We start from the raw sequence: 26,521 nt of genomic DNA on the forward strand, positions 1-26,521 counted from the left end.
CCGAGCCCCGCGGCAACACGGATCACCCTACCCAGCAAAATCTGGTCTGTGAGGGCGGATACTGCGTGAGCGTGGCCGCGGGCCTGCTGCGGGCGCGGCCGTGCGAGTGCCGGACTCGCGTGGCCGCGGCCCTGGGCGCGGCGGCCACCGGCCGTATGGCACAGCGACTGAACGGTCATGATCGGTGATGGCTACCCACCGTCACCACCGAATACGGCCAGACCTACATTTCGAACAGTTGCAGCTGCCCTTCAGTGTCGACGTCGAGTGCCTCCAACTCCAAGTTCGGCACAGGCTGTTCCACCGGCGATGCGTCCTGCGCGTCATCCAAATCGTCTGAAGCGTCGGATTGGACCGCGGCCCCTGCGTCTCCCGTTTCCGCCTCGTCGTCCTTCGGTGTCGGCAGTACGTACTCCTGTGCCAGGCCGGCCAGGTGAAGTGGCAGGGGCAGGGCAAGGGCCTGGTCATAGTCCGAGGGCTGGCGCAGAATATGGGTGAGAAGCGCGAGGGACCTAGGGTCGTCGCCGTCGTCCCGATGGCAACCGACGACGGCGATCTCCAGCAGCCCCGGCATCCAGGCCGCCTGGCCGGTGTCGATGGTGGGTTCACCCTTGCGCTTGCCCTGAGCGATCGGCCGGGGCGAGAGCTTGTCGGCGGTCACCGCCGCGTGCTTGAACTGCACGGGCTTGGCCGTCGTACTGAAGAACACGCGGGCGTCTTCAGCGGCATCCTCTGGCACCCACAAGCCCTGCTGGATGCCGTTCGCCTTGCCCTCCGGGGCTCTCCCCCACCACTGCGGAGTTTCGTTCCGGGCGCCTGCGCGGACCCGGACCATCCGCAGGTCGGGGTCGAGGCGACGAGCGGGAGCGAGGCCGTCCTGCAGGCGATCCCGTTCGATCCGGCCGTCCTGGAGCCAGGTCCAGTGCGAGCGGGCGTTGTGGGCCTCGGCGAACAGGACGGTTGGTGCGGTGCGTAGGGAGGCACGCAGACCCTGAAGCCACTCGGCGGCCTCACGGCGCTGCCGTTCACGTTCTTGGTAGCGTTTCGGGCGCTCGGTCCCACTTTCCGTCTGCACCTCCGAGGTGTCGGCCTCGTCGTCCTGTGAGCCGCGCTGGCTGGGCAGAACGGGCTTGACCTCAGCTTTTGTGGTCAGCCTCAGCAGGAGTTCGGGGTAGGGGACCCAGGCGCCTGCGCCGGAGCGCGCCTCGGGGTCCCAGCCTTCGACACGGGCCGCGTCGGTGCCGGCCGGATCGGGGGTGATCATGACGCCGACCGGGAGGTACGCGGCCCAGCGATTCCGGGTCGTACGGTTCTTACGGACCATCCACAGTGCGGCATGCCGCAGTCCGTCGGGCAGTCCGTCGTCCTCGGCGAGCCGGGGGAGGGTGCGCGCGCCGAGCTGCCGCAGGCCGTCGTTCCAGGCACTTAGCGTGCGGTGCCGCAGGCTGGACGCTGTTTCCGCGCCCTTGCCGTTCTCGTCGCCTGCTTCGGGCACCGTGGTGAACTGTGTGACGAAGCCTGCCTTGGCACAGCCGAGTCGCATGGCGAACTTCGGGTCGTGCAGTCTGCTTGGATATGACGCGGCGCGGCCGATCTCTACCAGGGCGAGGGCCGGCGCTTCGGTAGTGCGTTCCGCAGCCAGCCACTGTGCGGCGCTGTCGCGGCGGGCCACTGTCGCGGCGGTCACCTGGACGTCCTTGATATGGGTGCCGGTGGGCAGGTCGAGCGGGGCAAGGAGGCTGTCGGCAGTACGGTCACTGAGCGCGACGAGCGGGCGCATGCAGCGGACCCGCACGGTCAGCTCCGGAGCGGACCACTCGTGCACGACCGGCGCGCCGGCCGTGGCGTCGTCGTACTGCTGTGCGGTGAAGGACCCGCCGTCGCCCTTGAGGCCCAGAAGCTCGCCGAGGGAGGCCAAAGCGGCGTCGCGCAGCCGCGGCGACTGCCACAGCAGCCGTGCCTCAAGCACGGGAGCGCCGCCCTGGCGCGCTACGCCGTCGAGAGCGTCCAGCGCGTAGGCCGTCGCCAGCCGGCGCTGAGCGCACCGTTCCGCTTCGACTGTCTCCTGGTCGCCCTTGGGGATGTTCGCGGGCGTGCCCCGATCGATCAGCGCGAGGTCCGGGGCGCGGCGCAGTTCGGACGTGAGGGCGCCTTCCGCCCAGGCTGTGAGCTGTGAGAGCTGGTGTGCCATGAAGCCGGGGCCTACGTCGTGCCGCCCCATAGCGGTGCGGTACAGAATGCCGGCTCGGGCATCGTCGCGCAGCCAGGACGCGGGGTCGGTCAGGATCGCGTCGGCGTCCGGGAAGGGCTCGCCCAGGGGCAGTCCGGCGAGCATCGCTGCGGGGCCGCCCGCGCGCCACCGGTCGGCGAAGTCACCCTTCTCACCCATGTCCTTGTCCCAGTAGCGCTCCAGAGCGGCGACGGCGAACCGCTCGCTGCGGGGCGTGCCCGGCAGGAACGGCCTGCGCGGACGGAGCAGGACGGTGGTGCTCGCACCCCACGGGAGGCGCAACCGACCCGTTTTGGCGTTGGTACGAGTGGCCCAGCGGCGAACCGACCAGCGGAGGTTGAAGCGCGGCAGCGGGTCGAACGGCACGGTCTGGAGCGTGATCGACAGCGTCACCGACCACCAGGAGTCCTGCTTCTCGTCCGGCCCGGGGAACCGGATCGGTTCGGAGACGAGTTGGGCACCCTGGTCACGTGGTCCACGTGGCATGGCCCGGAAGATGAGCTGCCCACCGTCGTACGGGTACGGGCCTAGCGCGAGGATCCGCCGGGCCAGCCAGTCGGGGCTGAGGCTGTACTGGTGCGGTGACGGACGTGCGGTGCCGCCATCGGTCGGGACGTCACGCGGCAGGAGTTCATGGTGGACGGTCTTCCAGCGCGGCGGATGGGCGGCCAGTTCTGCGATGGTCTCCTTCAGCAGGCCGCGGTACTCGGGCTCGGGCCGCAAGTCACGCAGCCAGTGCTTGAGCACGGTGTCCAGGACAGGGCCGGGGAGCGGGTCGGGGAGGTCGGCGGGCGCACACAGCCAGTGGGCTGGCGCGCCCGGGTCACGGTCGTAGAAGGGGCGTGGCAGCGCGAGGACGTCGGGCGCGAAAGCCTGCAGGACCTGTTCCAGGCGCCAGGTCGGTGCTGTCTTCCACGGCTCCTTGACCGCTGCCACCCGGGGCGCGTTGCAGAGAGTCAGGACGGCGTCCCGCCACTGCTCGGGGAAGGGCAGGACGCGGTAGGGCACGGTGTGAGAGGCCAAGGCGTCGGCCGGGCGCCAGGCCGTGGTGCGGGCGGAGCGATAGACGGGTGGCATGGGACGGCTCCTCGCGAGCAGAGTCGGGAAGTCAGCGATGGGTCATTGTGCGGAGGGCGTTGTAGAACGGCTGGTACAGGAGACGGACCAGAGAGCGAGCAGACGGGTCGGGGTGGGGCGGGGCGATGTCGGGCCCGTCCGTCAGGTAGAGGTCGAGGATGCCGGCGAGGGCGTGGAGCAGGCCGTCGGTGCCCGGCACATCAGTCCCGGAGGACGGTTGGCCAGTGCTGCCGGGTGCGAGCTGTCTCGCCAGGCGAGGCGAGAAGGCGGCATCGACGAACACCACCCGGGCCGGCACTCCGCCGCGCACCAGACGGCCGATGACCTGCCAGAGCGTGACGAGTTGGTCCCAGGCGAAGGCGCGCTTCTCCCAGGCGGGCAGTGAACTGTAGGCGTACCTGCGGTTGAGCAGCCGACGCCATTCGCGGCGGCCCTGTTGGCGCAGGACTCCGGCCGCTTCGTCCAGCGATCCCGCTTTCTCCATGAGTTCGGTGAGCGTGTGCGGGCCGTCGAGGGTGTCGCGGCGCGGCTGGTCGCGGAGCATGCCGCTCAGCCAATCGTTGACCGCGAAGACGGACAGGTCGAGGTCGTCGGGGCGGGGGTGAGGGCGGACCAGGAACAAAGCCGTGCCGAAGGCCGCTTTGCCCTCCTCGTTGAGGATGTTGTGGCCACGCTCGACGGCCAGCAGCGGAGCGACCAAGACTTCTGCGGTGTCATCGTCGGCGAAGCGGGCGACGTCGCCACGCCGTAGTGTCGCCGGAGTCTCGTCCTGCTGCCCCGGGGCGGTACCGGCTGGTACGCCGCTGCCGCGGGCCTCGTCATCCGGGATCAGCGCGCTCACCTTGCCGCGCCAGGCGTCGAACCGGTGCAGTGCCTCGGCCACCGCAGCGGCTTCCCGGTAACTGCCCACAAGGATCAGCGCTCTCCGCCGCGTCGTCTCAGGGATACGGCTGATCTCCTGACCCAGCACCGAAGAGCCGCCCGGGCCCGGTTCGCCGAGCCGCCGGGCCATCGCGACCGCCTGGGCGAGCCGGTCGCGCGGCGGTGTGCCGGAGAGGCTCATCGGGCGCTCGTCCCGGTCGTAGAGGAAACGGGTGGCGAACGAGGTTCGGGCCACGGCAGCCAGGGACACGTCGGTGGGCTTGAGGACGAGGCTCACCGGGACGCGGACGTGGGCGCGGCTGGACTCGCCGGCCCAACTGGTACCGGACATCAACACGACGTGCGGGCCGCCACGACCAGTGGCCGGATCGGCGCCGAGGCTGTTCAGGTTCAGCAGCAGCTCGCGCCCGACTCCGGCACACCGGAAGAAGCGCAGGGTGCCGCCCCGGCGGCCGGCGTCGTCGCGTTCCTCGCCGTCCGGGAGATACTGGTAGCCGAGGATGTTGCCCATGGGCGCCTCGGGCACCAGCGGGGCGTAGTCCAGCGGGACGCGCCGGGCCAGCTCCCTGCCCTGGGAGTCCAGTCGCAGGGCGGCCTCCACGTGCGGCCATAGGAAGGTGAGTCGCTCCAGCCTGTGGTGGAGGGTGCTGAGCAGCAGGAGAAAGGAGAGCCGCAGGCATAGGACGTCCCACCAGTCCGTCGTCGGCTCGGGCGGGGGCGTGGTGAATGCAGGCTGTTCGGCCCGTACTTCCTCCGTCACCCGGTCGACGAGCTGACCGGCCAGCTCACGCACCCGATCCCTCGTGCGGCCCGCTGCCATGTGGTGCAGGAGGGCGTCGGCCGTGTCGGTGAGGACGCCGGTGAGCGGGTCGAGGGCGTCGCCTTCTCCGAACGGATCGTCGCGGAAGGCATCCCAGGCAGCCTCGAGCAAGCGGCGGGCCGGGGAGAGCGCGAGGTGCGGGGAGGGGCCCTGCTCGTCCGCCACGTCGTCATAGCCCTCGTAGAGTTCAGCGCTGTCCTCGCCCATGTCGGCCGCCGCGGACGCCTCCCGTTCCACCTGGTACTGCTCGCCTTCGCGGTGGCGCCGGGTCACATCGCGGAACAGATCGTCGAGCAGGCTCTGCTGGAGGGTCCACGGGCTGAAGTAGGCGGGATCAGCCCACTCCCGGAGGTACTCGTCCTTGATCAGCAGAGCGCAGAGCGGATCGACGGCAAGGGTGACGGTTCCCAGTGCCCGGTTCCACTGGGCGACCTGGCCGTCGGTCAGCGGCAGGCGGGCGCGCCTGCTCAGCTCCTCGATCTTGTAACGGTTCAGCTGGTCGAGCCAGGAGTCGGTGTCGGGGCGAACCAGCGTGCCGGAGGGGGTGAAGAGGCGGTCCAGTGCCATCTGGACGCTGTCTGCCTCGTCCACGAAAATCAGGTCGCTGCGCAGACAGGCCAGTTCCAGCTGGCGCAGCCGCTCGTCGTTGAGTTGCGCGGGCACCTGGCTCTGTACCAGGCTGGCCGGGTTGGCCACCCAGATCAGAGCGTCGACCTGCGTGCGGGCAGCCGCGTGGCGCGGGCATTCGGCCCACAGAGGGCAACCGTGCGGGCGACCGGGCAGGCGGTCAGGGGCGTGGGCCTGGCGGGGTGCGGTGTTCCTCCGGTCGGGAGTCCACTGCTCCAGGACGACCGATTCCGGTTCCGCTGGGCCGCGCTGTGGCTCGGGATGCAGCCGGGTGCATGGTGCGTCGCGGTATTGTAGTGGATCGCCGTCGACGCCGCGCAGACCGCTCACTGCGCAGGCGGTGCTCAGCAGGTCGAAGCCGGGGTCGTCGTGGTCGAGGAGGTTATCGAATCCTCGGGCGGAGAGCCGCCGGTGCAGCCGCTGGACGTGTTGCTCGCGTGTCGTGGTGCCGAGCACCGGCGCGACGGCGATGTCGAGTGCCTCGAAGAGACTGCACAGCCGTAGCTGTTCGGCGACGTCTCCGACGACGAGCGTGGTGCGCAGCGGGATCTCGCGCCGGGCGGCCCACACGGCCACCAGAATCATGAACGTGCTCTTGCCGGCGCCGACCATGCCGGCTAGGTGTACCATGCCGGCCAGTTCGACCTCGTCGGCCTCGGTGTAGTCCGTTCCCGCGGCATTGCGGGGCGCGAACCTGACCCCCTCCAGCCGCTGTTCCCAGTGACCGGGATGCGGGACCTCCGCCTCGCGCTCGGCCTCGTCCATCCACCGGGCCGTTGCTCGCAGTTCGGCGCGGCACACGCTGAGGGGCTCGCCGCCCCCGGGCCGTCCTGCGGCAAGGTCGTGGCCGGGTGGGTTGGCGCGGACGAGTTCCTCGGGAATGGTAACCGAGGCGTTGCGGCGGCGTTCCTGGAAGGAACTCGTCCCTGCCGGGGCCGGTTTGAGGGCACGGGTGACCAGGTCCGGCAGCCGGCTAAGGGCCTGGTCGTAGATGTCCATCCGTCGCCCGGCCACCATCGGTACCACGGGTCGGGGACCGCCGGTGGTTCCGACTGGCGGCAGCTCGTAAGCCCGCAGCCTGTTGGCGACCGACCGGTAGGCGTCCAGCCCCTGCCGCCAGGCGCGCCGCCGCAGCGGCCACAGGAGGTGCCGGGCGGCGGCGAGGGCCGTGCGCTGCCACGGATGTTGCGCCAGCCCGGCGTGTTGCGCGAACGGGTAACCGCCGAACAGCGCATAGGCATCCACGGCATCCGCCGTTGGGGCAAGCCGTTCGAGCAGCCGCAGCCCCAGCTCGACGCGGCACAACTCGACGGGGCCAAACCCGTCCGGGGCTCCGGCCTCGGGCCATTCGTCCCTCAACTCCCCCGCTACAGCCTCGCACCAGGCTTTCTCATCACGCATCTGTGCCCTCCTGGCTCTCGGCGCGGGTGCCACGGCGCGACTCGGCCAGCCGCTGCCGGGCAGCCCGGATCAATTCGTCGTCGGTGAGCAGGCGTACGGCAGCAGCCGCTGGGGGCCGAGCTCGCTGAAACGCCTGCTGATAGCCGGGGCGCTCGCGTACCCGGTAGACAGGCACCACCCAGAACGCCTCGTCGTACGGAGGCTCGGGCCGCACGGGGCGGGCGGCTCGACCGAGGAAGGCCGGGTGCGCCCAGTCTTTGACGTCGACGGCCCAGCGGTGGCCGTCGGGGAAGACCACCAGCAGGTCGTAGGTGTCGAAACCCGGCCACATGGTGACGTCGAGGCCCAGACCGGTGAGCCGGTCCTCCAATTCCACCTCAGCCAGTCCCGGCCCGGTGACGTGTCGGCGCAGCGGGCGCTCCAGCTGGTACAAAGTGCCGGCGTGAGCCGCCTCGATCAGACGGCCGACCGGCGGGTCTCCCTGCCGTCGGCAGCGATCCCGCTCGCACCACCACTCTCTGCCTGCAAGCGGCGTCAGCAGTGTTCCGCAGCGACCGCACACCGCGTAGCAACCATCCCGGCTCCAGGAAAGAGGGACCTCCAGGTAGATCAGGTCGATGAGCTCCCAGACCGGCTCTAGCGTGAAGTCGCCGTGCAAGGCGAAGAGCTCCTGGGCCGTAAGCACCGGCCGCCGCACCAACAGGCTGCGGAACTCGGTGTATGCGTCCTCCTCTCCGTGGCTGCGGCAGCGGTCCAGAGCGGTCCGCATCACCTGCTGGTCGCGATGCCGCACAGCTGGGTCGGGCGCCGAATGTTCCCATTCGCTCCACTCATGGCACAACTGGGTGGGGCGATGCGAGTACGGGTCTAGCAGAACGTCGTCGGGGCCGACGGCGTCCGACGGCAGTGACAGCGGCCAGTCCTCCAACGGGATGTCAGCACACCGCTGGACGAGTTCGGCGAGTGAGGCGGGTGGCCGGAGTCCGCCGCGCAGCCAGGCGACAACCGCCCGGTCCAGGGCGAGTTGGACGACGGGAGGGTACGGAAGACAGAAGGCGTCCAACCCAGTGGTGTGGTCCAGGACACACAGGGCCCGGGCCACGGTGGCCAGCAGCGGCACGCCGTCATGGGCAGCCCAGACATCGAGCGTTTCGGCGGACGAATCGAAGGTGGCAAGGGGACTCGCAGGCACGGTTTCCACTCCAGGTGGTGCGACGAGCGACATGACGGAAACAACGGAAATTCCCTCAACCTGCGGCAGCCACGCGCTCTTTACCAGTGGCACACCAGGACAGCGCCTCGCAGCCTGTGCAGTCGTAACCGGGCCGGGGCACCGCGTCGTAGCGGGTCTCGGCGGACCAAGGCACGGTGTACGAGGCAAGGACGGTACGGGCGTGCTCGACCGTGGCCTCATCGCCCGGATCGAACTCTTCAAGGGACACCCCGTCCGGGCGCAGGATCTCCAGTTCCACGCGGGATCGTCGCGAATCGCCGCCGAGCACGCCGCCCGCCAGAAGCAGTAACGAGAGGGCGAGCTGCGGATGCTTCTCCAGCAGAACGGACCGGCCGCCTGGTGGAAACGCGCTGGTCTTGGTCTCGCGGACGACGACGCCGCCGCGTTCCTCGTAGACCAGATCGCACGAGGCGATGACCACGACGTCGGACTGCGGGTCGTGGGCCATCACTCGATGCTGCGGGCGGAACCGCGTCGCCGCCGGATTGTCGAGCGGGCACCTGGCCTGGTGGGCCCGGAGCATACCGAGGGCGGGGGCCAGCTCATCGTCCGTGAGGCCGGGCAGGTGTGCGGGTAGGGGCACCTCGCGGCACGGCGAGGCGTCCGCCGAGGTGTGACGGGCGTTGAGCCAGCCGTCGACGGCCCGGCCTCTGCGCACGGCCTCGTTCTCCTGAACGGAGGCCGGCAGCTTGAGTACGCGGGTCAGGTGGTAGCGGGCGGGACAGTCGCGGTGTGCTCTCAGGTCGCTGACCGATACCGTGCGCCGCTTGCGAGGCCGCGTGGGAGGTGGGAGCACGAGGAGATCGGGCGCCCGCGGTACGACGGGGCACTCGGGTAACACCTTGCAACCTGCGCAGTGGGCACCGGCGACGCGATCGCGGCCGTCGAGGACACGGCCGAGCCGGGGCACGACGTGCTGCTCGTGCAAGTCCATGATCTCTTCAGCGGTCCAGTCCGCGAAGGCGTCGGTCTCCGTTGTGCGCAGAAGACGGACCCGGCCTTCGGTAAGGCCGGCGGAGTAAACCCGGACGCGTTCTGGGCGCGGCGGCGGCGCCGGGTGCCTGAGAGCTGGGGAGTGATGCTCGAAGGATGGGATGCGAGCCGGAGTCCCGTAATACAGGACAGAGGCGACAGCGGCGAGTTCGGGCAGCGGGAGTCGCTCTTTGGCATCTCCTTTGGTGGGAATCACGAGTTCGCGCAGCGTCGCGTCGTCCGAGACGTACTGCCTCCCCCAGACAGTGCGCTCGTAGTCGGTGATGCCGCGCTCGTCGGGCTCCTCAAGCGTGCGAAACGCGATCCATGCGTCCGGGGCGCGGAACGTGCGCGGAACGTCGGCGCTGTCGCGGCTTTCCTGGTCCCTGCGGCGGGAGTCGAGGTAACGCTCCGCGGCCGCCGCCGACCAGGTCACGTGCTGCGGCAGGCACCGGGAGCGCGTCCGGCGACACCGCTCCATGGCCTCTTCGATGCTCTGCGCCGCGCCGGACTCCAGTTGATCGAGCAGTTCCTGCACGAGCGCGAACGGGAACTCCTCGCGTGGAGTCTTGGACGAAACCCGTTCCGCAGCGAACACGTCGCGGCGGACACTGAGAGCACGGTTCATCGGACAACCGGGCTCCTCGTCGCGCAGATGACGGACCGGGATGCGGGCCAGGCGCCCGACGCCGACCGTACCGGGAGGGTTGTCCCAGGGCTGCACGGTGCCGACTCCTTGCAGTCTCGACGGTGAGGGCATCACCGTGACAGAGCTCTGTGAACAAAGTCAAGGCACACAAGAATCTCCTGTAGCTTGCTGTCTGACGGTTCGCCAGGAGAGGCAGGGAGTGTGTGTGGTGGAGCCATGGCCGGCGGGGAAGAAGCTCGCGGGCAGATTCAGCCGCGCCGGCGAAGGCGCATGGGGTGGCATGGGGGTCGTCTATCGGGCGACCGACGACAGGCATGCCGAGCGGGCGGTCGCGGTGAAGTTCCTGTGGCCTCGAGATCCGGAGGCCACCCTGCGCGGGTACCGGACTCCCACCCCACAAGAGCTACGGCGTTTCGACCGCGAGTGCGAAATGCACCAACGCTTCGGTGGCCGGGGCGTGCCAGCCTTCGTCCATGCCGATCTCTCCCCGCCGCGCCCGTACCTCGTCACAGAGTACGTCGACGGCGATGACCTGCATGCTTTTCTCACCCGGAACCGACCCACCCTGTCGGCTGCGGCGTGTGTGATCGTCCCGCTGCTGGAAGTGCTCGGTCGGGTGCACGGCGCGGGCGTGGTACACCGGGACGTCAAGCCAGCCAACATCCTGCTGGCCCGACGCGACGGCGTCGTATACCTCACCGACTTCGGCATCGCCCTGCCGAAAGATCCGGCGGCCACCCGGTACACCAACGGACGGACGCCCGGCACGATCGGCTACATGGCTCCGGAGATCCACCGCGGCGAACGGAACCCGGGCCCGGAGGCCGACCTCTACAGTGTCGCCTGCATCGCGTTCCAGATGGTAACTGGACGGCTGGTCTTCGAGGCCGGCCACTCCGACTACGACTTGGCCCGCCTGCACTGCGAGGAGCGGCCGCCGCTGCTCAGCGACGACGTCCCCGGCCTGCCGTCCGAGATCGTGGACATCACGGACCGTATGCTCGCCAAGTCGCCCGCCGATCGGCCGCCTCTGGAACTGGCACTTGAGATCTGGCGGCCCCTGCTGCCCTCGCCGGGCGACTCCTCTCCACGCCCCGCCCTCGACCCGGACCCGACCCTGCCCCATCGCACCCCGGGGACCGCTGCGGCCCCGCTCTCGGAAGCAGCGCCGACGGGTCCGCGCCGCCCTCGGGTGCATCGCCGACCCGTCGGCGGTCCCACCCGGTCCGCGCTCCGAAATCTGTGCGCCGAGGCCGAGATCGAAATCGAACGCGGTGAACCGGACAAGGCCGTCGACGAGTTGACCGCCATGCTGCTGCGCGCCGAGCAGTGCCTCCCTGGGGCGGTCCGCGAAGTGCAAAGCGCGCGTCTCGTCGTGGCCCGTGCTCAGATGCTGCGCGGAGAGACTGCCTCCGCGGGCCGCATCTGCCGGGATGTCGCCAGGCGGCTCGCGGACGCATCGGCCGGCACGGATACCGGTGAACTGCGAGCACGGGCACGGCTCGTCGCGGTCCAGGTGATGACCGCGGAAGGGAGCCCGGTCCAGGCGGTGGCCGACACTTGGCTGGAGCTGGCCGAGGAACTCGCGTCCTGGCCCGGGCCAGGACCATCCCGCCAGACCGTGGAATTCTGCCGAGAAGTAGGAGTCGAAGTGAAGGAACTTGTTCTGGACGCGAGGCAAGGTGAAGTGTCCCCGGCGCTGCCCGAGGCAATCCGCAAGCTGCTGGATCGCCTGCCAGGGCCAGCTTGAGGAACTCCGCGGAAACCGGGGCCCTGCCTCTGCCTGGGCCCGGCCCCTCACTCCTCCGTCAGCCTGCCCTGGGCCAGCAGCCCCGACAACATGGCTGAGAGCGCATCACCGTGCCTGCCCAGGTCGGCCACCGCCTCCCGGAACCGGACGAGTCGGCGGTGGACCTCCCCGATCCGCCGCTGCTGCGTCGCCGGCGCGCGCAGGACGCGGAGTCGGCGCACGTCGACGCGAGAGGAAGAGGAGGCACGCGTCCCTGCCCGCTGGTCGTTGCCTGGCGCGCTCAGACACGCGGCGAGGAAGAACGGGTCGAGCAGCGCAGGGTCGGTCCGCAGCCGGACGGTGTGGGCACCGAGCAGTCGCGGTCCGGCCGTCTCGACCCAGACGTCGAATCCGCCGGCCGCGGTCACGACCACGACATCGCCGAAGGACGTCAGAACCCCCTGCCCCTCAGCCTCCAACTCGGTGGCCTGCGCCGCGGCAACCCATGGCTCCTCACCCCGTACGGCCCATGGGGTGATGACGGGCAGAGCATCCTCGGCCTGCTCTCCCTGCTGGATCAGATCGTCAGCGAGAACCTTGCCGGGCATCACCTCGAGAGCACCGGAACGCTCCAGATCACCTACGAAGATGTAGCTGAAGTCGTCCGGCGCTGCGGCACTCGCCTCGTGTTCGCGTACTGCCTTGGCCGCATCGTCCATATCCATCAGGGCCCTGTCCCAGCCGGTCCAGGCGCGGCGCAGTTCCACCGGCCCCACGGACCGCTCGGTCACGGTACGGCGAGAGGGCGTCAGGTCGGTCCCGTCACTAAGCAGTTCCGCGGTCGGCACCCGTGTGACGCCAAGTAGGTCACTGCCACGCAGGGCCGCCACGGTGCGCTCACGCAGACCGTCCCAGTCGACGGCCATGCCGCGACCGGTGATCGCGGTCGTCCGGCAGTCCGCAGCGTCGACGAAGGTCACCTCATCCGCGGAATGTTCACGGGGCGTCGCCAGCAGCCACAGATGCAATCCCACCCCATGCGGCGGCGCGCTCCCGGGCGGCAGCGCGACTACGGCTCGCACGGCTCCGGTGCGTACCAACCCCGCCCGAATTCGCCGTCCGGCCCGGCGCGAAGCGACACCCGGTGGTAGGACCAGCACTGCTACTCCCCCAGGTTCCAGCACGGACAGACAGTGCTGCACCCACGCCAGCTCAGGCTCGGTCCGTGGTGGCGTGCCATACGTCCAGCGAGGATCGGTCGCCAGTTCGTCGTGCCCCCAGGAACGCTCGTTGGACGGTGGATAGCTCAGAACCACGTCTGCGCGAGAGGCCTGCCGCAGGGGGGCATCAAGCAGTGTGTCCCCAGACTGCACGTGCCGCTCGCAGCCCGGGAACTCCAGAGCCAGTCTGGCTCGGGTCAGGCGAGCCACAGCAGCATCGTTGTCGACACCTGCCAGCGCAGGCGGAGGTACCTGCCCCGACCATCGCCGACCGGACGCAGCCAGAAGCGAACCCATTCCGCACGCAGGGTCCAGCACCCGACGCACCGGCGCAGTGTCGTCACGGAGTTCGGCCGCCAGAGCCACCATGGTGTCGGCCAGTTGGCGGGGAGTGACGATCAACTGACGTACGTGGACGGCGTGCCAACGATCCAGCAGCACGGCGAAGGCTTCCTTCGACGACTGACGAAGGGCCAGCCGCACGACCTCGTCCGCCAGCTTCCGGTCGGCAGCGCTGGGTTCCGGGGCTCCGCGCGGCGGGTTCATCGCCGGGATCGCCAGGCGCTCCCCCGCCGAGGCCAGTAGATGAGCCATCCCGCCCCGGTCACCGAGGTCCTCGATCCGCGGCCAGAGACGGTCCCAGCCACTGGAGGACTCGTCGATCTTGCCGTGTCGTAGAAGCCAGGATTCCGCATCCGCCAGGGAGAACATGGGGCTGGCGTCAGTGCCGCCGACCGGCTTGGGGAAGTCGCTGTGCCGCCGCCTCCAGTTACTCACGGCGGCACGACCGACTCCGGCAAGCCGCGCGATCCCTGCAAGGCTGAGCGTGACCGGTTCATCGTGCTGCTCCATGGTCTCTCGTTTCAGGGATGGTCTAGCTGGATATGGCAGGCAACGATGCACCCGAGGCATGGCGCAGCTGGCGACCGAAGCCTACGCGTTGACTCTGTCAATGTACTCAGGCTAAGGGTGCACGAGAGTCGAGCCCAGCAGCGAGCCGCACGCACCGCTGTCGTTCCCGACGCCATGCCCGCACCGAAGCATCTGCCCCAGCGGAACGGCAGATGTCTGGATTCGGTGGACTTTCCGCCTGGACAGCTCGGAGCAGGCGCTGCTCTCCACTGAATTCGCATGCTTGCACCCCCATCGGCCCCAAGGGACCAGGAGGTCTTTCCCGAGGTGACCGACACGACGGTGGAGGAGTGGCGGCCGGCCCATGCCGACCTGACGTGGGCGAACGTGACCAGCCCGGAGTTCTACAGGATCGACTGGGAGGACCGGGGCATAGTGCCACGAGGGCTGGACGCGGCAACGCTACGGGACCATTCCCTCGCCGTCCCGGCCATTGTGGAACGTGTGTGGAGCGAGCGACGGCCGGACTTGGAGAGCAGGCCCGGACGGCTGATGGCGCTGTTCTTGTTCGCGAAGGTCACCGGGCCACACGCGCGCCCCAAGGATCCGCGGCTCGAGCCGGCCAGGCTGGTGGCGGAGCGAGCGGCGTCGAGAAGCTCGAGGAAGACCTCGCGTGTTTCTGCCTCGATGTCCCGCAGGAGGAAAGCTCTGCACTACGAGGTGTTCGAGGAACTCGGCGGCAAAGTAGACCGAAGGCGGGCACGCCTGGATGGAGCGGGCCACCTCCGTCGTCCCACGGCCAGCCGGGCGCGCACTTGTTGTTTCAGCCGAGGTTGAATCGGAGCCTCAGCTGGGTGCTGACCAGTTCGTAGCCAGCGAGGTCGGGGGCGCCGAATGGGTTGGGCAGGACGGTGATGTTGCGGCGGTCGCGGTCGAGGACGTGAGAGACGTACACGATGAAGTACGTCTCGTCCGGCTTCAGGCGAGAAGCGCGTCGAACCTCGGATTCGCCGAGGATGATCTCGCCGCTGTCGCCGGTGGATGCCTTGACCTCGTAGAGGTAGGTCGCGTCGCCGTCGTGGATGAGGAAGTCGTAGCCGAGCCGGTCGTCCCCCGGCTGCGCGCCGGCGAGCCCGTGGACTCGCAGGCCGGACTTCCATGAGTCCTGTGGTTCGACCCCGAACTGCTCTTGCAGCCACGCGGCCACCGCCGCCTCCCCCGCAAGGCCCACGGCCAATGTCCGGTCTTGGTCGCTCGCGGGGACCTGGTACGAACCGCTGTGCGACCTTGCACCGGACGACGAGGAGGTGCGTGGCTGCGGAATGCGGGGCGCGAGCGCCGTGGCGGACGTAGCCGAGGTGGCCCGCTGCTTAGGCGTGAGGTCTGCGGCCACCTCGCGGGCGAGCGCCGCCAGGTCGTCGGGCCGGGCCGACACGGGCCTGCCGTTCAGCATTACATGGGGGCCGGGTGCGGACCCACCGGGTCCGCACCCGCCCGTGGCTCCGCCGGTGCTCCCCGCGGGCTCCAGGGGACGTGTCGCGGCCAGTCCGAGGTCCGCGCGCCGGTCCGACAGAGGCATGTCTTGGGGCCAGTGACCGCGAGCCCTAAGCCAAGCGGTCAACGCCTTCACGGACAAGACTTCGAAGTCCAGCAGGCCGTCGCCGTCCAGTTCCCGCAGGATGTCCTGGGCCGGGGGCAGCACCGTGGGGCGACTTGCGGCATGGAGGTGCTCCCATTCCTCGATTAGTTGCCGCAGCCGCGGTACCTGCTTGTGCACCGCTGTGCTGGATGCCTCGCGTACCTCGGCCAGCGGCCTCAGCGGGCGTGACGTCGAGGAGGGTGCGGGAAGCTGTTTCATCAGCCAGGCGTCCGCGTGGGCTTGGAGGAGTTCGTCGGAGAGATGCCACAGCGTCGTGTGCCAGGCCGGGTCCGGCGCCAGTAGGGAGAGGTCGCGCAGCTTCACGTACCCGGCCAGGGACCGTCCGGACCGGTGGACGTCCCTATAGGCGTCCCTGATCCGCTCGGCGAGCGCGGGACGGTTCCGCTGAAGCCATGCCGCGAAATGCCGTTCATGCCGGTCCCTGTTGTCGATCTCCGGGAGGCCCAGAGCGCGCCATGCGCGGTTGGCGTCGGCAAGAGGCACGGATATGGCGCTCAGTTGCCGTTCCCGGTCGTCGTCCTCCAGCAACCGCACGAGCTGTCCCGCGTTCGGTGCGCCGATCCGGTCGGTGAGCCAGGTGAGGAGGGCGGCGCGGTCGGAGAAGTCCTCGGTGTGTTGCCGCAGTTGCTCCGCGAGGTCGAGATCGAGGCAGGCGAGGAGGGGGACAAGCCGCGCGCTGCCGGAACGCTGTGACGCCCGCTCGGCGAGGACGGCGTGCAGTTGGTGCGGCCGCAGGTCCAGGACGTCCGTGAGATCCTCCTCCGGGACGTGGTCGGTCTTCAGGCCGCGTTCCTCCAGTTTGGTTAGCGCCTTCCAGAGCAGGTCTGCGAGGTAGGGTGCGCCGATGAGGGCAGCCACGGCGGGGGCTGCGGTGCGGAGCACTCGCCAGCCGGTACGCGGCTCGCTGTGCACGACGACCACACGGGGCCGGTCTGGGTGCGGGTGCAGCAGGGCTCGGTCCGCTCCGTGCTCGGTGAGGCGGTGGCCGGCGATCCAGAGGACGGCCTCGCCGGCCACGGTCACGTCGCAGCGATGCAGTAGGCCGGCCACGTCGGCCGCGGCCACGGGCTCCGGACGGGACGCTCTTTCCTCGTCGAACTCCACCAGGGCCGCGACCAGGGTGAGCAGCCAGGATCCCGCGTACTCCGTCAACGGCACATGCGGTGCGTCACGGACGGGCAATCCGTCGGCCTGGATGTCGTGCGCGGCCTCGCCGCACCGCTGGACGTCGAACGTAGTCCTCCGTTGGAGGAAAGCGTGGACCCGGCCGCCCAGTGCCCTGTCCCGTACCGGGATCACGGGCACGGGGACCCGGTCCAGAAGAGCTCGGTTCTGGGCCCCGTCAAGATCCGGGACGAAGACCGTCTCATCCGTCTCCGCCGGGTCCAGCGAGGCGAGGGCACCAGCGCGGGTCACCAGCAGCCGGCGCGGCGCCGCGGGCTGCCCGCCGTCGGCGGTGCGCATCCCGCCCTCCGCCGGCAGCAGCTGCGCCCACGCCTTCTCGTACTCCCGTCCGATCTCGTGCGCGAGTCTTCCTTCCCTGAGGTGGACGTTGGCCTGCAGCAGGTCCGGCAGGTGGCGGAGCCGGTCGAGCGCGGTGCCGGGATCGTCCCAGGAGCGGATGCCGAGCAGGCCGAGCCGTGCCACGAGCTTGGCGGACCGCCTGCTGCGCAAGGAAGCCGGCACCACGCTGAGGAACTGGGGCGGGGGCTGCGTGCCGTGCCACCACCAGGCCGTGCCGGCGGTGGCGAACACGGTCCCCGCCGAGGTGGCGCTCGGGGCGGCCGTCTGCGGGATCCACGGTGCGTGGGTGAGGAAGGCGGACAGCGGAGTGGGCCAGGGCGTCCCGGCGGGATCGCTGTGGCGTACGAACTGCATCTCCAGTGCGGAGTCGGCCCAGGCGAAGGCAAGGCCGTGCACGATGAGCTCCGCGTAGAGTCTGCGGTCCTCTTCGCAGAAGGCGGCGTAGTCGTCCTGACCGGGCAGCATGGCCGCGGCACGGGAGCGTGAGTGGTACTCCACGCTGATGTAGCCGACCCTACGCCGGTTCCGCCAGCGCTCGGCGCTCGTCCGCCACTGCGGCAGCAGATCCGGCCGCTCCGGGGCCCAGAAACGGGAGGGCCGGTTAAGGGTGTCTCCCCTGACACTGCTGCGGAAGGTCTCGTACCGGGGACGGAGGCCATGAGCGACGTGGTGCCTTTCGAGGAAGCGTCGCATGGCCTCCACGGGGATCGCGTCGCCGCAAAGCTCGTCGGGGCGGACGAGGAGCCGTCCTTCCGTCTGGGTGAGCACGGGAGACAGTTCCCGGACGCGCTCCAGGAATCGGGTCAGGGTGTCGTCGACGGAGGAGTGCTCGGCGGGCCATCCCGTCCCGAACATGGCACGGCTCGCGTCGATCCAGCCGGCCCGGGTCAGTACGTGGAGATTCCCCAGGACGGGAGCCCTGCGGCCCTCCGTCTCCAGAGCGTGGGAGACCGCGCAGGCGTAGCGGAGGCAGGCCAAGCGTACGTCGTTGTCCTCGCTGTCCGCGCTCAGTGCGGCTGCGACGACCGCGAGCACCCGGTCGGCGCCGTAGTCGTGGACGAGGTTCGCGGTCCTGAGCCACTTGCGGCCCTGGGCTCTGCGCTTGCGGCCCTTGCCGGACCAGGCGATGCCCTCATGCACGAAGTGCAGGCGGTCGGACAGGCCGTCGGGCAGTGTCGGCAGGGAGCCGCCCTGCGGAGTGTCGCGGTCGAAGAAGACGCCATCCGCGCCGGCCGGTGCCGTCGTCGAACTGGAAGTAATGACGATCCGCTTGCCGGTCAGGGCCGAGCCGTCAGGGAACGCCTGGGAGAGGTCGTAGTAGAAGTCCGCCCACCATCCGGGATCAAAGGTGTCACGTACGGCGGCCTCGGCGAGCCCTTCCGCCCACAACGCGAGGCGCTCTGTGGGGGGTTCGAGGCGCATGCCCACGCTCCTGGCCAGGGACGCCAGCCACCGCAACCGAGTGGGGTGCAGATGCGGGTCGAGGAGATCCATGACCCCCGTGGCGGCGACGGCGTGCGGGGTGAAGACCGTGGAGCCGTCCTTCCCTTCCCACAGAAGGGCACGGTGCAGGGAGGTGCGAGCCCCGGGTGTCGTTCCGATCACCGGGATGAACGGCACGTGGGCGATGCCATTGTCTAGCCGTTGGAAGGCAGACGTCAGCCGCGCCAGTGCCTTGGGCTGCCAGCACATCAGGTCGACGAGCGCGCCACGCGGAATCGATGCCCGCCCATCCGCCGCGGCGAGCACCGCGCGGGCGCACACCTCAGCCACGGTGTCGAGCAGCAGGCCGTTCCATGGCACCGTCTCGTTGAACGAACGACGGTTCATCTCCGCGAAGAACGGTGCGTGGACATAGCCGCGGACGGGTGCCGAGATCTGCTCGCCCATCGGCAGGAAGGCGTAGAGCCGCCCGTCCCGCAAGGGATCGCCAACCGGTACGGCGACCCGTACCTCGGCCTTCTTCTCCCAGGCCATCCAGTCGCGTCGCATCCCGCTCTTCTCGATCGACGCGGCGAGCGCCTCCCGTGCGCGGTCCGGGGCGGCCTTCCCACAGACGACGATCAGTCGCATCCGCCGACGCAAGGTGATCTGCTGCACCTTCAGGCCACGGGCGTGGTGCATCACCTCCACCTGACGGTCATACGTCCTGCGCCGGGTCTCCCCCGCGGCCCGCCACTCCAGCCGGACACGCTCCAGCCGGTCGAGGAACAGCTCGAACGGGGCGTTGTCGTCCATGAGTTCCCGCACCTGCGCCCCGGCGGCCGAGCGCGCGTCGGCCGACTTCAACGGCAGACGGATGACGGTGACAAAGCCCCGGCGCGCGAAGCCTTGGACGGTCTTCGGCGGCTCCTCCAGGAAGACTGGCACCTTCAGCGTGAGCAGGTTTTCCTTCAAGTAGTCGGCGAAACCGTCGCGTTCGGGCGCCACCTCCCGGGCGAGCGCGTCGTAGTCGTCGAGCCGGGCGAACCGGAAGGTGAACCCGTCGAGGAGCCGGGACCCCTCCCTGGCCACGCTGTAGACCTCGGGCGCGTCGCACAGGTGCAGCACGCTCTTGAAACCGACGCCCTTGTGGCCGATCCCGGCGTCGGCACGCTTGCTGGAAAGGGCGATGCTGCACAGGTCCTTGAAGTTCTTGCCGCCGAACGGCTTGCCGCAATTGGCCACATAAAGGGTGCCGTGCTCACCCTCGTCCTCGTCCAACCGGATCTCGATGCGTCCGTCGGTGGCTCTGGCCGGGTGCGCGTCGTGCGCGTTCTGCAACAACTCGATGAGCACCCGGCCCTCGTACTCGGGCGCGATGATCGTTTCGGCCACGGCCTTGGCCTCGCGGGCCGCATCACGGCCGTCGTCCCAGTCCCGCAGACAGCCGCGCACCTCGACCAACGCCTTCTCGTGCACACGCCTGCGCACAGCGGCCGACCGGCGCTGCCGCGCACGCTCCGCCGACGGTCGCCAGCCCCCCGCTGCCATACCGCTGCTCCCCACCCCGTGCGCCTCCCGCCCCACTCTGCCGGTGATCCTACTGAGCGCGGAGGAGCCCTGATGGGCGTTTGACACCGGCGGCCTGTGGCTCCGTAGCATGCCCGTTTGATCAAAGCGCTCGTACGCTGCAAGCCGGGTAACGGGCAAGCGGATCCCGACGCGGGCCCATTGGGTAGAGCCTTCCGGACTGATCCCGAGAAGCAGGCCCGAACACCGCTCCCACCTGCCTGATCATAGGCTTCTGCAACACCCTTTAGTCGGGCTCTGAGATGGATGAGCGGACTCGATCGCGGGCAACTGGTCGAGCAGTGGATGGCCGTAGCTCCTGGTCGTTGGACTACCAGACGTCGTGTGGCTCTCCCTCAGCGGTAAGGCCGTACATCTTCAACTGCTCGGCCTTGGTCGGCTGGTCCGGGAACAGGTGCTCACCGAGTTCGCCGTGGGTGACGATGGTGTAGTCGCCGCTGTCGACAGCGGCGAACAGGGCCTCGCGGGCTTCGTACTCCCTCCCCATGCGACTCAGGAGCTGTCCCCACAAGCGGCGTGCGCCTTGGTGATGAGCCGCTGCAGCTTCCATAAACGCGAACACCTCGTCGGGAATGCTCTCCAGCGGGGGCAGTCCCTCCTCAGTTGTTTCGAGTCGCTCGTACATCCACAAGGCCAGTTCGTACTGTGCCCAGGGTTGCCGGTCTCTCATGGCCAGAATGTGGGCGATGTCTTCAGCGGTGTGGCGTGCACTGGGGATCTTGTGTAGATGCCGGACGACGATCCGCACGGCCCCGTGCCGGCGCTGACGGCGTGCTCTGCTGAGCAGTGCGAGTGCCTCGCGTCGGCGCTCGGGCCACAGTTCCATGAACAGCTGGAACAAGAAGTGTGGATCGGTTTCTGCTGCCGAACGTTTGAGGGCCGCTGCCTCCTGCTGATCCTCTGGGCGGTCCAGGAAGTCGAGCAACATGCCCAGAGCCGCAGCGGACTTCGCAGCGACGCCGGCATCCAGGAGTTGCCGGGCCAGGTCCCGCTCCCCTTGCTTGCTCAGCTTGGAAGGCCACGCGCACAGACGGGAGGGAACGTCGAAGGCCGTTGCCACGAGGGCATGCCAGCGGGGTCCGCCGGTGTGTGCGAGCCTCTTCAGTTCGTGCAGCGCGTCCGCGTCGCCCTCCGCCGCCTGATGCAAGAGCGATGCTGGATGCTCCTGTTGGGCTTCTGGTGTATCCGCTACCCGCGCCACCGCGGCCGCCTCATCCAGCTGGCCGAGATCCTCGTACATCATGACGAGGGCGGTCCTAGCAAGCTCGTGGCCTGCCTCAGCAGCGCGCTCGAGCAGCGCCGTCGCGAGTTCGGCACTCCTCTCTCGGTACTCGGCGTCCACCTGCCCCGTCGCGACATAGCCGATGTCGGTGCCCAGATGAAAGGCGCTTTCGCCGCCGTCTTCAATCGGTTCGCACAGCGCAAGGAGCTCGTCGATTCCGCGCCGCGTGTGGATCATTCCCGTCTCGCTATAGAGGACGCAGAGGTCACTGAACGCAGGTGTGTGGTGACGCTCAAGTGCCTTGATGTACAGATCACGAGCGATCTTGAACCGGGCGCTGGAGAAGGCTGCGGTGCCCAACTTCGCATAGGAGAGACCGCCGAGATCCGCCGTCAGCGCGGCCTGCCAGAAGGGGGAAGGAGGGGCGGTGAAGGCACGCTCCTCGGCAATGTGCTGCTCCAGATAGTCATTGAGGTCGCATCGGTCCGGGTCCGGTCCGAAGCCGTCGGGGTGCAGGACGGGCGGCAGGGCAGGGCACACGCCATGGCAGGGTTCTCGCGCCCAGGCGAGTGCGGTTGCTGCCCAGTCGCCGACGAGTTTCATGCGCGCGTGCGAGGTCAGGTAGCCGGGTGCTGCTGCGGTGAGGGTGCGCACTGGAATGGGTTCGCGCACTCCGAGCCGGCGGAGGTCAGCTGCTGCGGTCACCAGTGCCTTGCCGGGGTGGTCGCTGCGGCGGTAGCGGTGCATGAGTTCTACTGCGGCGGCCAGCGTCTGGGTCAACTCCTGCGTACCACGGGCGCTGTCTGCCGCCTGCACCCACTGCGGGTCGGTGACCCGGCGTTGGAAGTCATCGAGCTCGCGGTCGGTGAAGGTGTCGGGGACAGTGACGCGGTGGCTGGCCTGAAGAAGCGTCCGGCGCCGAGCAAGGCGGTCCTGCCCCTCGGAGGCAGGGGCGGCGCCGGTGAGCTTTTCGTAGTGGCCGGGCCAGATGGTGACGACGATCGCCAGGTGGCTCACGGCATCTTTGAGCGTCAGGAGCAGAGCGGCGGCCTCCTCGCCGTCCCGATCGGCAAGGACAGTGCTGTAGGCGTCGTCGAGCCAAATGATGGTTCGTGGTCTGACCAGCCCCTTTACTGCCGCCTGCCTGAGGCCGTCAGCTGAGTGAGGATAGAGGAGCGCCCAGTCGTGCAGCTCTGTACCGGCGCCTTCGTAGGCTGCGCGTGTTTTCCCGGCACAGGAGTTTCCCTCGATCACGACGACTGAGGAGGAGCCGTTCCTGATCTTTCTCAGGCACTGACGCAACTCGAGGTCGTGGGCCCGCTCGACGTACGGGGGTAGCCCCTCCCCGACGGATGGTTTGACACTGAGTTCACCCGCTTCCCAGGACGCGAAGGACTTGCTGACAGCTGGCAGCGGAGGCGCCGACGTGTGGGAGGGAGGGAAGTTGTAGATGACGACCTTCTCGGCCGCCATCGAACGATCCTGCGCAAAATCAAACGCGCATCAGAGGGGAGCTGAGCCAGGCCCGGAAATGCTGGCGCCTGGCTGGAGGTGGCCGTGGCTTCGTTCAGCTCTGTGCCGAAGTCGGCTAGGAAGGGGAGCCGATGCTTGCTCCGCCGTTAATGACGGCTGCAGCGATGGAACCGCCTTCGGCTTTGATACTCATGTTTCCGGCCACTGAGACTCCACCGTCGCCCGACTGCGCGCCAACGGCCCGTGCGTGCTCCTCAAGGAGAGACCTCAACTCCTCAAGAGCAACTGCTTGTTGGTCGCCGTCCCAGTCACTGTAGGCATCCTCGAACCGGCCGACCCAACGCTCATGCTGACTATTGAGTACGCCCTCGCCTTCCGGACCTTCGGGAGCAGCGCCAAGCACGTCAGCCGTGCGGTCCAGGCGGCTGAGGACGGTTTGCTCGGCATCATCGTCCCCCCGGGAGAACCACCGCGCTACAGCAGCCTTGATGCCCTCGCCCGTGCCGGCCTTGAGGGCCTGGAGGAGCCAGGTGACCGAGTCGTCGAAGAGCTGTGACGGGTCAAGATTCACGTAAGTTCCCCTGCTTCTATGGTGATGTCGGCACATTAGCGCCTGAACTCAGGTGTTGGTCAAAGATTCATCGGAATCACGTGGTCACCAGGCGCTACCAGCGTCAGCAGCGAGCACGACGGGACAGGAGATCTGCTGCAGGGCGGCGTGCTGCGTCGTCCGCCGGGGTGAGCGCCGCCCTGCTCCTGGTTGCCGCTCCTGCTTCCGCCGCCGTGGCGTCCGAACGGTTCCGCTGCGACTCATTTACCGCCGAAGGCCGAAAGGCGACCGACTTCCTCAATGGCCTACCCGGCGCCGCCGCCTGGACATCTGAACCCGCCGACCCGTGCTCGGCAAACGGGGGAGGTCCCCGGCGGAATCCAGCTCGTCGCACTACCGATCACAGCGCCGGTCCGAGGAGGCCCCGCCCAGCAGCAACACCTTGCGCAAGCCGAGACGGACCAAGATCCGGACCATTTCCGGACCAGACCCCTCCAGCGAGCCGCACCAACTGCTATTTCCCCTGGTCAGCTTGGGTGCAACCGCTGTACCACCAGCAGACGAAGAACCTTCGGGTGTCGTACTCGCCGAAGAAGCTGGGCTTCTTCTCGAGGCACGATTCGCTCAGTGCGGCAGAGGTTGTTCGGCCCAGATCGTCTTGCCCGCGGCGGTGTGGCGGCTGCCCCAGCGCTCGGCGACCTGGGCGACGAGCAGCAGTCCGCGTCCGCCCTCGTCGAAGACGCGGGCCCGCCGCAGGTGCGGGGCGGTACTGCTGCCGTCGGAGACTTCGCAGATGAGCACGTCGGCACGGATGAGCCGCAGTTCGACGGGGGCGTCGCCGTATCGGATGGCGTTGGTGACCAGCTCACTGACGATCAGCTCGGTGGGGAACTCGAACTCGGCCAGTCCCCAGGCAGCCAGTTGTTCGCTCGCCATCCGGCGGGCCCCCGCGACGGCCGCTGGGTCCACGGGCAGTTGCCAGGTGCGTACCTGTTGCGCGCCGAGCCCGCGGGTGCGGGCCAGGAGCAGGACGATGTCGTCGGCGGGCGGGTCGGGCCGTACCTTGCGCATGACCTCGTCGCAGGCTTCCTCCAGGCCGGCGGTGGGGCCGCGCAGCGCTTCGGTCAGCAGTTCCAGTCCGACGTCGATGTCCCGGCCTGGGGCCTCGATCAGGCCGTCGGTGTAGAGGGCGAGCAGGCTGCCCTCGCTCACATCGACCCGGGCGGCCTCGAAGGGCAGTCCGCCGAGGCCGAGCGGTGGCCCGGGGGGCAGGTCCAGGACGTGTACGGTGCCGTCGGGATCCACCAGGACGGGCGGCGGATGCCCGGCGCGGGCCAGGTCGCATCGGCCGGCGACGGGGTCGTAGACGGCGTAGAGGCATGTGGCACCGACCTCTCCCGAGGCTCCTTCCGCCCGCCCCCGGGTGTCGGGGCCTTCCTCCCGGTCGAGGCGGATGACCAGGTCGTCCAGCCGCGTGAGCAGCTCGTCGGGTGCGAAGTCGGCGTCGGCGAGGGTCCGTACCGCGGTGCGCAGGCGACCCATCGTGGCCGAGGCGTGCACGCCGTGGCCCACGACGTCGCCCACGACCAGCGCGACCCGTCCTCCGGACAGCGCGATGACGTCGAACCAGTCTCCGCCGATCTCGTCCCCCGGACCGGCGGGGAGGTAGCGGTGGGCAAGGTCCACGGCCTGTGCTCGGGGCAGCCGCTCGGGCAGCAGACTGCGCTGGAGGGTGAGCGCGGTCCGGCGCTCGCGGGTGTAGCGGCGGGCGTTGTCGATACTCACGGCCGCCCTGGCGGCGATCTCCTCGGCGAGCGTCAGGTCGTCCTCGGCGAAGGCGTCCGCCGTACGGTGCCGTAGCAGGTGCATCACGCCCAGGGTGACGCCCCGGGCACGCAGTGGCACCATCATCACCGAGTGGATCCTGAACCGTCTCATGCTCTCGGCCCGGGCCGGGGAAGCCGTCGACCACGCGCCGAGCCGCGGGTCTCCCGCACGGTAGTGGGCCCCCCGGCCGGTGATCAGCGCCTGTGCCGGTGGTGAGCCGGGCGGGTAGACGTCGACGTCGCCCGTCCGGACCACGGACTCCGGGCAGCCCGAGAGCACCGAGCGTTGCGCGGTACGGCGGCACTGCACCGGCGTGTCGGGCGGTATCGGTTGCGGTTCGTGCCCCTGGACGACCGACTCCAGCAGGTCGACGGTGACGAAGTCGGCGAACCCGCTCACGGCCACCTCGGCCAGTTCCTCGGTCGTCCGGGTCACGTCCAGGGTGTTGCCGATGCGGGTACTCGCCTCGTTGAGCACCGCCAGACGGCGCCGGGCCCAGTACTGCTCGGTGATGTCGATCACCAGTGCCGACAGTCCCAGCACCGCGCCCGCCCGGTCCTTCAGCGGAGAGAGGTAGACCGACCACGCGTGATCGCGGATCTCCCCGGAGGCCCGGAAGGGCTGCTCCTCGCGGAAGATCATCTCACCGGTGCGCACCACCTGCCGCTGCAGGCGGTCGATCTCGTCCAGCGGCGGGACGGGATAGATCTCCCACAAGGTCAGGCCGCGCATCTCCTCCGGTGTGAGGCCCATGGCACGGCTCATCACCTGGTTGCAGGCCACGAACCGCGCCTCATGGTCGTAGACGGCCACGGGCACCGGGAGCTGTGCGAGCGCGAGGTCCCACAGCTGCGCCGTCCCCGCCTCGCCCGGCGCGGCAGGGTAGGTCGGCGCCGCCGGTGTGACGACCCATGGGATCCCGCCGTCCGCGTACGCCAGTGGCGTGCCCCGAAGCTGCACCTTGACGCGGTCTCCGTCCCGTTTCCGCAGCGACACATCGCCCGTCCACGGCTGCCCGGCCGACAGGTGACGCCGCAACGCGACGGGCAGCTTGCCCGCGAGCAGGTAGGCGGCAGGGCGGCCGACCACCTCCTGGGAGTCGTATCCGAGCAGTCGCCGCGCTCCGGCGCTCCACGCCGTGACGGCTCCGCGGCCGTCGATGACGACGGCGAAGTCCTCCGGTGCTCCCGCACCCCTCGCCCCGTCGGTCGTGTCGGGTTCGTTGTCCATGGGCGTTACCACGACCTCGTTCATGCAGCCGGTCAGCACGACGCTGCGTCGCCCCTCACGCGGGCTGCCTCCAGCATCGCGCCACCGCCCACCCCCTTCAACCGGCTGTGTCCCGATCAGCAGGTGGACCTGTTCGTCGCCCGCCCGGTCCGGACAGGGGCTGATCCGGTTCCGGCGTCGACCGCGGCCCCGCAGATCTTGTGCCGCTGGCGGCAACCTTTTCGTCTCGTGCGGCCACTCACCGGTGCACCATCATCGAATCGATCTTCCGAACGGACGCACATGACCACAGTGAGGCAGGCCGCGAGGCAGCGCAGACACAGACGCAGG

General features: G+C 69.2%; 10 protein-coding genes and 1 pseudogene. 3 read left to right on the plus strand and 8 right to left on the minus strand.

All coding sequences use genetic code 11. The annotated features are described in order from the left end of the window. Nucleotides 1-223 precede the first annotated feature (223 nt). The 4 genes from ACWCPI_RS16985 to ACWCPI_RS17000 are packed head-to-tail and all read right to left on the minus strand — an operon-like array spanning nucleotide 224 to nucleotide 9,967. Nucleotides 224-3,307 carry a pPIWI_RE module domain-containing protein gene (locus tag ACWCPI_RS16985; protein ID WP_451038854.1) on the minus strand — a complete coding sequence of 1,028 codons (3,084 nt, stop codon included), beginning with the start codon at nucleotides 3,305-3,307 and terminating at the stop codon, nucleotides 224-226. Between the two features lie 31 nt (nucleotides 3,308-3,338). Then, entirely contained in the window at nucleotides 3,339-7,037 is a 3,699-nt protein-coding gene (locus tag ACWCPI_RS16990; protein ID WP_451038855.1) for a pPIWI_RE_Z domain-containing protein, read from the minus strand. Beyond that, nucleotides 7,030-8,322 (minus strand): restriction endonuclease-related protein, encoded by a 1,293-nt coding sequence (locus tag ACWCPI_RS16995; protein ID WP_451038856.1) that lies wholly within the window; start codon nucleotides 8,320-8,322, stop codon nucleotides 7,030-7,032. Before ACWCPI_RS16995 ends, ACWCPI_RS16990 begins: the two co-directional genes overlap by 8 nt. Continuing rightward, on the minus strand, nucleotides 8,285-9,967 hold the full coding sequence (locus ACWCPI_RS17000) for a PD-(D/E)XK nuclease family protein (protein ID WP_451038857.1): 1,683 nt from the start codon (nucleotides 9,965-9,967) through the stop codon (nucleotides 8,285-8,287). The genes ACWCPI_RS16995 and ACWCPI_RS17000 overlap by 38 nt, the downstream gene beginning before the upstream one ends. Before the next feature lie 130 nt (nucleotides 9,968-10,097). Here ACWCPI_RS17000 and ACWCPI_RS17005 point away from each other — a divergent pair, with 130 nt between their 5' ends. After that, nucleotides 10,098-11,642: a serine/threonine-protein kinase gene (locus tag ACWCPI_RS17005; protein ID WP_290002917.1), complete on the plus strand. Its 1,545-nt coding sequence runs from the start codon at nucleotides 10,098-10,100 to the stop codon at nucleotides 11,640-11,642. 47 nt (nucleotides 11,643-11,689) lie between these two features. On the opposite strand, the gene ACWCPI_RS17010 is transcribed toward ACWCPI_RS17005, so the two are convergent. Beyond that, nucleotides 11,690-13,693: an N-6 DNA methylase gene (locus ACWCPI_RS17010; protein WP_451038858.1), complete on the minus strand. Its 2,004-nt coding sequence runs from the start codon at nucleotides 13,691-13,693 to the stop codon at nucleotides 11,690-11,692. Between the two features lie 318 nt (nucleotides 13,694-14,011). Here ACWCPI_RS17010 and ACWCPI_RS17015 point away from each other — a divergent pair. Then, a pseudogene (locus tag ACWCPI_RS17015) lies at nucleotides 14,012-14,344 on the plus strand (hypothetical protein); the annotation flags it as partial. A gap of 172 nt (nucleotides 14,345-14,516) precedes the next feature. On the opposite strand, the gene ACWCPI_RS17020 reads toward ACWCPI_RS17015, so the two are convergent. Both ACWCPI_RS17020 and ACWCPI_RS17025 read right to left on the minus strand, forming a co-directional pair. Beyond that, nucleotides 14,517-19,850: a sacsin N-terminal ATP-binding-like domain-containing protein gene (locus ACWCPI_RS17020; RefSeq protein ID WP_451038859.1), complete on the minus strand. Its 5,334-nt coding sequence runs from the start codon at nucleotides 19,848-19,850 to the stop codon at nucleotides 14,517-14,519. A 349-nt stretch (nucleotides 19,851-20,199) separates the two neighbouring features. Continuing rightward, nucleotides 20,200-22,584, minus strand: a complete 2,385-nt coding sequence (locus tag ACWCPI_RS17025) for a hypothetical protein (RefSeq protein WP_451038860.1) — start codon at nucleotides 22,582-22,584, stop codon at nucleotides 20,200-20,202. A gap of 247 nt (nucleotides 22,585-22,831) precedes the next feature. Here ACWCPI_RS17025 and ACWCPI_RS17030 point away from each other — a divergent pair, with 247 nt between their 5' ends. After that, complete coding sequence (locus ACWCPI_RS17030; RefSeq protein WP_451038861.1) at nucleotides 22,832-23,140, plus strand: hypothetical protein; 309 nt, start codon at nucleotides 22,832-22,834, stop codon at nucleotides 23,138-23,140. Between the two features lie 618 nt (nucleotides 23,141-23,758). Here ACWCPI_RS17030 and ACWCPI_RS17035 read toward each other — a convergent pair. After that, a complete protein-coding gene (locus tag ACWCPI_RS17035; RefSeq protein WP_451038862.1) occupies nucleotides 23,759-26,191 on the minus strand; it encodes a SpoIIE family protein phosphatase in 2,433 nt (810 codons plus the stop codon). Nucleotides 26,192-26,521 lie beyond the last annotated feature (330 nt).

The sequence above is a fragment of the Streptomyces sp. NPDC001920 genome (assembly GCF_053594495.1).